Here is a 9,737-nt window from a genome sequence, read left to right on the forward strand (position 1 = left end):
CCCCGCCCGCCGGCGCGGGGGGGGGGGGGGGGCGGGCCGGGGGGGGGCGGGGCGGCGCCCCCCCCCCCCCGGGGGGGGCGGCCCCCCCCCCCCCCCCCCCCCGCCCCTCGACGGTGCTCAGCCGTTGACGGCCGCCGACACCGCCTCCGACCACAGGGCGACGCCGTCGTCGACCTGTTCGGCGGTGACGATCAGCGGCGGAATCATCCGCACCACGTTGCCCGCGGGACCGCAGGTCAACAGCAGCAGGCCCCGTTCGGCGGCGGCGGCGTGCGCGCGGGTGGCGGTGGCGGTGTCGGGTGCGCCGTCCGGCGTGGTGAACTCGTTGCCGATCATGAGGCCGCGGCCGCGGACCTCGCCGATGACGGGGTGTTCGGCGGCGACCTTGCGCAGCCCTTCCTGCAGGCGGGCGCCCTGTTCGGCGGAGTTGTCCACGAGGTGCTCGTCGCGCACCACGTCCAGGGTGGCCAGGGCGGCGGCCGCGGCGACCGCGTTGCCGCCGTAGGTGCCGCCCTGCGAACCGGGCCACGCCTTGCCCATCAGTTCGGCGGAGGCGGCGATGCCGGAGATGGGGAAGCCGCTGGCGATGCCCTTGGCGGTGATCAGGATGTCGGGTGTGATGGTGGAGTGCTGGTGGCCCCAGAACTTCCCGGTGCGCCCGACACCGGTCTGCACCTCGTCGGCGATGAGCAGGATGCCGTGGTGGTCGGCGCGTTCGCGCAGCCCTTCGAGGAATTCCGGGGGCGTGGGGATGTAGCCGCCTTCGCCGAGGACGGGCTCGACGATGAACGCGGCGGTGTCCTTCGGGGAGGTCACCGTCAGCAGCAGCTGGTCGAGTTCGGCGAGGGCGAAGCGCACCGCTTCGGCCTCCGACCAGCCGTGCCGGTAGGTCTCGGGGAACGGGCTGAACGCCACGCCCGGCATCATCGGCCCGATCCCGGCGCGCACCTTCATCCCGGAGGTGGTCAGGGCCCCGGCGCCCATGGTGCGGCCGTGGAACCCGCCGTGGAAGGCGACGATGGTCTGGCGCCCGGTGGCCTGGCGGGCCAGCCGCACCGAGGCCTCCACTGCTTCGCTGCCGGAGTTGACGTAGAACATCCGGTCCAGCCCGGCGGGCAGCACCTCGCCGAGGCGTTCGGTCAGCTGGAGCAGCGGCCGGTGCATGACCGTCGTGTACTGGCCGTGGATCAGAGTGCCCACCTGGCGCTGCGCTGCTTCGACCACGCGGGGGTGGCAGTGTCCGGTGCTGGTGACGCCGATGCCGGCGGTGAAGTCGAGGTAGCGGCGGTCGTCCTCGTCGTAGAGGTAGACGCCCTCCCCGCGGGCGGCCAGCACTGGTGTCGCCTGCTTCAACGCCGGCGAGAGCTCAGCCATGTCCGACTCCAAGCAATGTAGGATTGTTGACAATCGCGAGGGACATGCAACCATCACGGCTGCGTCATGTCCACCCGCCGACACGGAAGGCCCGCAGAACAGAGATGAGCACCTCCAGCAGCTCCCCCGCAGGCACCGAGTCCCGAGAGGCCGCCGTCGTCGACGCCGCCCCCAAGCAGCTGCTCATCGGCGGCAAGTGGCGCGCGGCCACCGGCGACCGCACCTACCAGGTCGAAGACCCCTCCACCGGGCGCGCGCTGTGCTCGGTCGCCGACGCCAGCCCCGAAGACGGCATCGCCGCCCTCGCCGCCGCGCACGAAGCCCAGGCCACCTGGGCCAAGCACCCGCCGCGGGAACGCGGGGAGATCCTGCGCCGCGCTTACGAGCTCATCCAGCAGCGCCATGAGGACCTCGCCCTGCTGATGACCCTGGAAATGGGCAAACCGCTACCCGAAGCGCGCGGCGAGATCACCTACGCCTCGGAGTTCTTCCGCTGGTTCGCCGAAGAAGCCGTGCGCATCGGCGGCGACTACGCCGTCGCCCCCAGCGGCACCGGCCGCTTCCTGGTCACCCAGCAGCCCGTCGGCCCCACCCTGCTGATCACCCCGTGGAACTTCCCGATGGCCATGGGCACCCGCAAGATCGGCCCGGCCATCGCCGCCGGCTGCACCTCGGTGATCAAACCCGCGCACCAGACGCCGCTGTCGATGCTCGCGCTCGCCGAGATCCTGCAGGAAGCGGGCCTGCCCGACGGGGTGCTCAACGTGGTGACCGCCGTCGGCGCCGGTGCCGTGATGGAACCGATGATCCGCGACGGGCGCGCCCGCAAGCTCTCCTTCACCGGCTCCACCTCGGTGGGCCGCAAGCTCATCGAGCAGTCCGCCGAGCAGGTCCTCAACGTGTCGATGGAACTCGGCGGCAACGCCCCGTTCCTGGTGTTCGCCGACGCCGACCTCGACACCGCCGTCGAAGGCGCCATGCAGGCCAAGATGCGCAACATCGGCGAGGCCTGCACCGCGGCCAACCGGTTCTACGTGCACGCCGACGTCGCCGACGAGTTCTCCCGCCGCCTCGCCGAACGCATGGGGTCGCTGCGCCTCGGCCGCGGCGTCGCCGACGACGTGCAGGTGGGCCCGCTGATCGACGCCACCCAGCTCGGCAAGGTCGACGAACTCGTCAACGACGCCGTCGGGCACGGCGCCGAGGTCGTCGTCGGCGGCTCCCGCCACGACGGCGAGGGCTACTTCTACCCGCCGACCGTCCTCAAGAACGTGCCCGCCCAAGCGCGCATGACCCGCGAGGAGATCTTCGGGCCGGTCGCGCCCATCAGCACCTTCACCGACGAGCAGAGCGCCATCGACCAGGCCAACGACACCGAGTACGGGCTGGTCGCCTACGTCTACACCCGCGACCTCAACCGGGCGCTGCGCGTCTCCGAAGCCCTGGAGAGCGGCATGATCGGCCTCAACCAGGGCGTGGTGAGCAACCCGGCCGCCCCGTTCGGCGGGGTCAAGGCCTCCGGGTTGGGCCGCGAAGGCGGCAAGGTCGGCATCGACGAGTTCCTGGAGACCAAGTACATCGCCATCGGCGGCCTGTGACCCGCTGCTCCGCAACCGGATCCGGTGCCCCGCGTGCGCTGCGCGCGCCCCCCCGCCACGTCCGGGGCCGGTAGCGTCGCCCCGGCGGATCACGAGACCGCCGCCGAGCACTACCGGGCGCTGCTCGCCGAGCACCTGCGCGGCGACGAACCACCCACCGCCTGCGCCGAACGCTTCGCCGCACCGGTGCGCCGCGCCAGCACCGCAGGCCTCGGCGAGGACGCGACCGCCGAGATCCTCTGGGCCGCCTGGCAGCCGGTGCTCACCACCGCCCGCACCCGCCCCGGCACCCAGCCCGCGCTGGTCGCGCTATTGGTGGCGCTGCGCGAGCTGGGCCCGCTGCCCGGCGCCGACCGGGTGTGGGGGCTGGAGGTGTTCACCGACCTGCCCTGCTTCGGCGCACAGCTGCGCGAGGCCTGCGACGCCGACCCCACCGGTGCCGTGCCGCTGGCCGCGTTCGCCGCCCGCCTGACCACCGCGGGCATCGACTTCTCCCTGCACGCCCTGTGGGCGCTGCGCGAGCACCTCGAACACCCCGAACCGCCCGCGGACCTGGCCGCGGTGCTGCGCTGGGCCGAGCACAGCGGGCCGGTGCTGGCCGGGTTCGCCCGCACCCGCCGGACGTACGCCGACCACGACCGCGGACCCGACCGGCTCGGGCCGCTGGCGCGGGACCGCGGGATCCGCGGCCACGGCTTCACCCCCGAGCGGTGGGCGTTCTGGCGCACCCGCCTCGCCGAACTCGGCACCGCCGACGCCCGGCGGGCCCTGGCGTTCCTGCCGCGGCGCTGAAACCGCCCCGCACTGCGACACCGATCACGCGGGGACCGGCCCGGCACGCTCGCCCGAACCCGCGACCTGCACCGACACCGCCGGGGCGTTTCCGCTCCGGCACGTCGCGGGTAGCGCGTTATCAGCATGTGGAGCAGCGGGTTGCCGCGTGCGGGCACCACACGATCCCCTCGGGGCGAACCCCGGTCCACCGGGTCGAACGCAGGAAGGGCACCATCCATGACCGACACGTCCGCAGCACTGCGCACGCTGATCTCGCCCGGCCGCTACGTGCAGGGCCGCGGCGCCCTGGACTCGCTGGGTTCCTACGTGGCGAAGCTCGGTGCCCGCCCGCTGGTGCTCGCCGACGACGTGGTGCGCGGGCTGACCGAGAACGCGATCACCGCATCGTTCACCGCAGCCGGGCTGCCGGTGCTGTTCGACCGGTTCGGCGGAGTGCCGACCGCCGCCGAGAGCGGCCGCGTCGCCGAAGCCGTCCGCACCCAGGGCGCCGACGTGATCGTCGGAGTCGGCGGTGGCGCACCGATCGACACCGCCAAGGCCGCCGGCGACGACACCGGGCTGCCCGTGGTCAGCGTCCCCACCGTCGCCTCCACCGACGCGCCCTGCTCGGCGCTGTCGGTCGTCTACACCGCCGACGGCTCCTTCGAGTCCTACCGCTTCTACCACCGCAACCCCGCGCTGGTCCTCGTCGACACCCAGCTGGTCGCCGACGCGCCCGCCCGGTTCCTCGTCGCCGGGATCGGCGACGCGCTGGCCACCTGGATCGAAGCCCGCGCCGTGCGCCAGTCCAACGCCACCACCATGGCCGGTGGGGCCGCGACCCGCGCCGGAGCAGCGCTGGCGCAGCTGTCCTGGGACATCCTGCACGAATCGGCGATCCCCGCGGTGCGCGCCGTCGAACGCCACCTGGTCACGCCCGCGGTGGAAGAGGTCGTGGAGGCCAACACGCTGCTGTCCGGGCTCGGTTTCGAATCCGGCGGGCTCGCCGCCGCCCACGCCATCCACGACGGGCTCACCGCCGTCCCGCACACCCACGGCCTCGCCCACGGCCAGAAGGTCAACATCGGGTCGATCGCGCAGCTGATCCTGGAAGGCCGCCCGAGCAGCGAGATCCACGACTTCGTCGAGTTCACCACCCGTGTCGGCCTGCCCACCACGCTCACCGAAGCCGGGCTCGGCGACGCCGACGACTCGGTGCTGCGCACCGCGGCCGAAGCGGCCTGCCACCCGGACGAGACGATCCACAACCTGCCGTTCCCGGTGACCGCGGACGCCGTCGTGGACGCGCTGAAGGCCGTGGAGGTCACCGGCCGCGCGGTGCGCGCCGAAGCGGGCCTGCCCGAACCGGTCGCGCCCGCGCACTGACCTGTCTTCCGCGCCGGGCCGCCCCACCGCGGCCCGGCGCCGGCCGGTCAGCTCGCGTCGGACTCCGACAGCAGCGGGGCGAAGGCGTTGAGCCGCTCCAGCGCGTCGTTCATGTGCGCCTCCAGCCTCGCCAGCAGCAGCGCCTCGTCGCCGGACTCGATCGCATCCACCAGGCCCGCGTGCTCGTCGACGAGGGTCTGCGGGTCCGCGGTGTACTTGTCCTGCAACGCCGTCAGGCACATCCGCTTCTCCACCAGCAGCGTCTGCGCCATCCGCTGCAACCGGGGGCTGCCCGAGACCCGCACCAGGGTTTCGTGGAACTCCTGGTCGGCGTCGGAGAGCTCGATCGCATCACCCAGGCCCGCGGCCGAGACGATGCGGGCCTGCGCGGCGGTCAGCTCCGCGACCGCCTCCACCCGGTGGTGGCGCACGATCCGCTCGCACGCCGCGCGCTCCACCGCCAGCCGCGCCAGGTAGATGTCGGCGACGTCGTCGGCGTCCAGCGTCGTCACGAACAACCCGCGGTGCGGTTCGCTGTGCAGCAGCCCTTCCTGCACCAGCCGCTGCATCGCCTCCCGCAGCGGGCCGCGGCTGACCCCGAGCCGGGACGCCAGTTCCGCCTCGCCCATCTGGCTGCCCGGCGGCAACGACCCGTACATGATCGCCGAGCGCAGCTGGTCGGCCACGATCGCCGCGGTGGACTTGCGCTGCACCGGCTCTAACTCGCCGTGCTGGTTCTGCTCGTCGACTCCGAGCACCGACACCATCTCCTCATCGCCTCCGCTAGTGCGGGCCCGCTCCCCCGAGCGGCCCGTCCGCCGGACCGGTCTGCCGGAACAACGCCCCGAGCCCTTCGCGGGCGCGGGTGTCCCCGGCCAGTCGCAGCACTTCCCACGCGCTGACCTGGTTGGCGGTCAGCACCGGCTTGCCCACGCGCCCTTCGAGCTCGTCGAGCCACTGCGCGGTGTGCAGCGCCGTGTCCGGCATCAGCAGTGCCTGCGCGGGTGGATCGTCGTTGGCCGCGGCGAACTCCAGCACCTGCTCCCGGCCCAGCGTGCCGACCTCGGCGGCGGTGACGATGCCGCGGCTGGAGAGCCGGGTGACCTCGATGCTGCCGTGCGCCAGGAACGCCGCGAACCGGTCGGCGTCGTCGGCCGGGTAGGTCGCGGCGACCGCCACACGCCGCAGCCCGAGGCGCGCGGCGGCGTGCACGAACGCGAACGAGGTGCTGGAGGTCGGCAGCCCGGTCACGGCCTGCAACTTCTCCACCTGCTCGCGGGCCCCGTCCCAGCCGAAGACGAAGCTGCCGCTGGTGCACGCCCAGATCACCGCTTCGACCTCGTGGGCCAGCAGCGCGCGGGCACCGTCGGCCAGGACCTCGTCGGAACCGACGTCGAGCAGCGCGTCCACCCGGTGGGCGTCCTCGCGCATCTCGGTGTGCACCAGCGGCAGCGCGACGTCCTCGCCGAGCAACCGTTGCAGGGCCGGGTAGTCGTCCTCGGCGCTGTATCCGGGGTAGAGAATTCCCGCGGTGGTCGACACCGGCAGCTCCCTCCTTGATCGCCCCGCGATCCCGACGGGACCACGGGCGAACGACACCGGACCGGCGGTCAATTGTCGACAATGTTACCGCACGGTTCGGGGCCGCCCGACATGGCAGAAACGCTTTCGTAATTCGATCGACACGCCGCAGCGGCGCCGATCAGGCGGCCGGCGCGGCACACGCCCGCACCAGCCGCTGCTGCGGGGCCACCGCGGGCAACCCCATCGACCGCAGCGCCGCCCACATCGTCACCTGGTTCGCCGTGAGCACCGGTTTGCCCAGCTCCTGCTCCAGCGGCCCGATGATGTCGTAGGTCGGCAGGTTCGTGCAGCTGATGAACATCGCCTCCGCGTCCGGGCGGTCCGCCGAGCGCACGATGTCCACCACCTGCCGGTACCCGACCTGCCAGATCCGGCCCAGCAGGCCCAGCCCCACGCTGGTGACCACCTCGACACCGTGCTCGCCGAGGAACCCCACCAGCCGCTCGGTCACGTTCGCCACGTACGGCGTCGCGATCGCCACCCGCCGCGCCCCGAGCACCTCCAGCGCCTGCACCAGCGCACCCGAGGTCGTCACCGCCGCGGGCGCACCCGCCTCCCGCATCACCGAGGTCAGGTTCCGCTCCCCGGCCGCACCGTCGACGAAACTGCCCGACGCGCACGCGTAGGCCACCACCTCCGGCTCCGGGGTCAGCAGGTCGCGCGTCGCGGCGTGCACCGCCGCCTCGTCGGAGATCAACGACGCCATCTCCACCGTCATCGGCACCGGCACGAACGCGGTCCGCGTCAGGTACAGCGACACCTCCGGCGGCGTCCACCGCCACAACTCGCGATCCATCGCCAGGTCGAACGGGGCGACCACGCCCACCCCGCGCTGCGGCACCGGACCCGGCAGCCCGCCCAGCAGGTCCTCCGGTGGCATCGGTCCGGCCCCCGTCAGCCCGAGCGGCGTTCGTAGCGCAACCGCTCCCCGACGCTGCCCGCGCGCCACACGTCGTTGCAGGCCGCCGCGAACTCCGCCAAGCCCTCCACGATGGAGCCGTAGACGTTGCCCGGCACCCAGCCCACGTCCCCGTTGAGCAGCAGGTTGTTGCGCCCGTAGAAGATCGCCAGGTCGATCACCCCCGGCAGCTCCTGCAGGTCCTTCTCCTCCTTGAACCCGCGGTCGAGCATCCCGCTGTCGAAGGAGAAGTACACGAGGTCACCGGGGATCGGCGTCACCGTCGGGTTCTCCTGACCCGGTTCCCGCGCGGCGAAGCGCTCGACCATCGTGTAGATCTCGTTGCGCGCGTACTTCGCGTGGTGCACCGGGCCCGCCTGCGGCAACGCCTGCCACACGGCCTCGCATGTTCGGGGCGCGTCGGCGTCCAGCAACTCCGCCACGCACGAGACACCGCGCTTCTCCAACGTGATCGACAGGTACCTGGGCATGGTGAATTCCGTTCCATGAGGGGGACGTGCAGATGGGAATCGGTCTCCGCGGTCTCGGCTCGCGACCACCACCGGTCACGCCGTGCCCTGCCCAGGGCCGAAGACCTCCCCCGCGGGCCGCGCGCACCGACCGGTGGCGGCCCCGCAGCGAGGTACCTGCGGATTGTTGACAATCCTACGAGCGCTTCCTAGCGTGTCAATCCCCGGACGACGATCGACTCCAGGCCATGATCGGCAGCCAGGCAGGCGCGATCGCCCGGAACGCCGCGACGACGCGCACCCCACCCCGACGACCGCGAAGGCAGGTCATGACCCACCACACCCCCACCGTCGTCGTCCTCCACGGTGGCAACCCGCCACCGGCCATGGACCGCATCGCCGCGGCCGCCGAACTCCGCCCCACCACCGAGGACGAGCTCGCCACCGCACTGCCCGGCGCCGACGTGCTGTTCGTGTGGGACTTCCGCTCCGACGCCGTCGCCGACACCTGGGCGCACGCCGACGCGCTGCGCTGGGTCCACGCCGCCAGCGCCGGCGTCGACCGGCTGCTGTTCCCCGACCTGCTCGACTCCCAGGTCGCCCTCACCAACTCCCGCGGCATCTTCGACGCACCCATGGCCGAATACGTCCTGGCCACCGTCCTCGCCTTCGCCAAGGACCTGCACACCAGCGTGCGCCTGCAAGATCGCCGCGAATGGCGCCACCGCGAAACCGAACGCATCACCGGCAAGGCCGCCCTCGTCGTCGGCACCGGCCCCATCGGACGCGCCATCGCAGGCAGGCTCACCGCCGCCGGACTCCACGTGCACGGCGCCGGACGCGTCGCCCGCACCGGCGACCCCGACTTCGGCACCGTGCACGCCTCCGACCGGCTCCACGACGTCCTCGGCGACTACGACTACGTCGTGCTCGCCGCACCCCTGACCGAGCAGACCCACGGGCTCATCGACGCCGACGTCCTCACCCGGTTCCGGCCCACCGCACGCCTGATCAACGTCGGGCGCGGCGAACTCGTCGTCCAACCCGACCTCGTCGAAGCCCTCGAAGCGGGCGCCATCGCCGGCGCCGCCCTCGACGTCTTCGACACCGAACCCCTCCCCAGCACCTCACCTCTGTGGGAGATGCCCAACGTCCTGATCTCCCCGCACATGTCCGGCGACACCATCGGCTGGACCACCGAACTGGTGGAACTCTTCCTGGACAACCTGCGCAGCTACGCCCACGGCGGCGAACTGCGCAACGTAGTGGACAAGCAGCGCGGCTACGTCAGCGGAACGGAGCGGAACCGATGACCTCGACCCCAGACGCGGCACCCACCCACGCCACCACCCCGGCGGACCTCACCGCCACCGACATGCTCGAACGCTTCGCCACCGGGGAGCTCTCCCCCGTCGAAGCCACCGAAGCCACCCTCACCCGCATCGCCGACGCCGACCCCGCCGTCAACGCCTACTGCCTCGTCGACGCCGACCGCGCCCTCGACCAGGCCCGCGCCGCCGAAACCCGCTGGGCCCGCGGCGAACCCCGCGGCCGCCTCGACGGCGTGCCCACCTCCATCAAGGACATCTTCCTCACCCGGGACTGGCCCACCCTCCGCGGCTCCCGCACCATCGACCCCCACCAGCCCTGGAC

10 protein-coding genes are annotated in these 9,737 nt (G+C 72.6%); 5 read left to right on the forward strand and 5 right to left on the reverse strand.

Annotated features, from left to right (window positions below; genetic code table 11):
- Window positions 1-117 precede the first annotated feature (117 nt).
- A complete protein-coding gene (locus LCD31_RS23875; RefSeq protein ID WP_224961481.1) occupies window positions 118-1,374 on the reverse strand; it encodes an aspartate aminotransferase family protein in 1,257 nt (418 codons plus the stop codon).
- A gap of 104 nt (window positions 1,375-1,478) precedes the next feature.
- Between LCD31_RS23875 and LCD31_RS23880 the strand changes: the two genes are divergently transcribed.
- The 3 genes from LCD31_RS23880 (at window position 1,479) to LCD31_RS23890 (ending at window position 5,132) form a co-directional block, all read left to right on the forward strand.
- The gene (locus LCD31_RS23880; protein ID WP_224961483.1) at window positions 1,479-2,972 is read left to right on the forward strand and encodes an NAD-dependent succinate-semialdehyde dehydrogenase; all 1,494 of its coding nucleotides are present in this window, start codon (window positions 1,479-1,481) and stop codon (window positions 2,970-2,972) included.
- A gap of 24 nt (window positions 2,973-2,996) precedes the next feature.
- A complete protein-coding gene (locus tag LCD31_RS23885) occupies window positions 2,997-3,764 on the forward strand; it encodes a DUF3632 domain-containing protein (protein ID WP_224961485.1) in 768 nt (255 codons plus the stop codon).
- Between the two features lie 219 nt (window positions 3,765-3,983).
- Window positions 3,984-5,132 carry a glycerol dehydrogenase gene (locus LCD31_RS23890; protein ID WP_224961487.1) on the forward strand — a complete coding sequence of 383 codons (1,149 nt, stop codon included), beginning with the start codon at window positions 3,984-3,986 and terminating at the stop codon, window positions 5,130-5,132.
- Window positions 5,133-5,179: 47 nt separating this feature from the next.
- On the opposite strand, the gene LCD31_RS23895 is transcribed toward LCD31_RS23890, so the two are convergent.
- The 4 genes from LCD31_RS23895 to LCD31_RS23910 form a co-directional block, all read right to left on the reverse strand.
- Window positions 5,180-5,890 (reverse strand): GntR family transcriptional regulator, encoded by a 711-nt coding sequence (locus LCD31_RS23895; RefSeq protein WP_224961489.1) that lies wholly within the window; start codon window positions 5,888-5,890, stop codon window positions 5,180-5,182.
- Between the two features lie 25 nt (window positions 5,891-5,915).
- Window positions 5,916-6,674, reverse strand: coding sequence for a maleate cis-trans isomerase (locus LCD31_RS23900; protein WP_224961492.1), 759 nt, complete (start codon window positions 6,672-6,674; stop codon window positions 5,916-5,918).
- A gap of 160 nt (window positions 6,675-6,834) precedes the next feature.
- On the reverse strand, window positions 6,835-7,596 hold the full coding sequence (locus tag LCD31_RS23905) for an Asp/Glu racemase (RefSeq protein WP_224961494.1): 762 nt from the start codon (window positions 7,594-7,596) through the stop codon (window positions 6,835-6,837).
- Window positions 7,597-7,610: 14 nt separating this feature from the next.
- Entirely contained in the window at window positions 7,611-8,105 is a 495-nt protein-coding gene (locus LCD31_RS23910; RefSeq protein ID WP_224961495.1) for a DUF3830 family protein, read from the reverse strand.
- A 308-nt stretch (window positions 8,106-8,413) separates the two neighbouring features.
- On the opposite strand from LCD31_RS23910, the gene LCD31_RS23915 reads away from it, so the two are divergent.
- A complete protein-coding gene (locus LCD31_RS23915) occupies window positions 8,414-9,397 on the forward strand; it encodes a D-2-hydroxyacid dehydrogenase (protein WP_224961497.1) in 984 nt (327 codons plus the stop codon).
- The coding region (locus LCD31_RS23920; RefSeq protein ID WP_255623378.1) for an amidase family protein at window positions 9,394-9,737 on the forward strand (344 nt) is incomplete at its 3' end. The genes LCD31_RS23915 and LCD31_RS23920, both read left to right, overlap by 4 nt.

Origin of the sequence: Saccharopolyspora sp. 6M, from assembly GCF_020176775.1 — a bacterium.
GTDB lineage: Bacteria > Actinomycetota > Actinomycetes > Mycobacteriales > Pseudonocardiaceae > Saccharopolyspora_C > Saccharopolyspora_C gregorii.

Coding starts and splice junctions, on each gene's coding strand:
- LCD31_RS23875 (WP_224961481.1), bottom strand. CDS start 1,374: ATGGCTGAGCTCTCGCCGGCGTTGAAGCAGGCGACACCAGTGCTGGCC.
- LCD31_RS23880 (WP_224961483.1), top strand. CDS start 1,479: ATGAGCACCTCCAGCAGCTCCCCCGCAGGCACCGAGTCCCGAGAGGCC.
- LCD31_RS23890 (WP_224961487.1), top strand. CDS start 3,984: ATGACCGACACGTCCGCAGCACTGCGCACGCTGATCTCGCCCGGCCGC.
- LCD31_RS23905 (WP_224961494.1), bottom strand. CDS start 7,596: ATGCCACCGGAGGACCTGCTGGGCGGGCTGCCGGGTCCGGTGCCGCAG.
- LCD31_RS23910 (WP_224961495.1), bottom strand. CDS start 8,105: ATGCCCAGGTACCTGTCGATCACGTTGGAGAAGCGCGGTGTCTCGTGC.
- LCD31_RS23915 (WP_224961497.1), top strand. CDS start 8,414: ATGACCCACCACACCCCCACCGTCGTCGTCCTCCACGGTGGCAACCCG.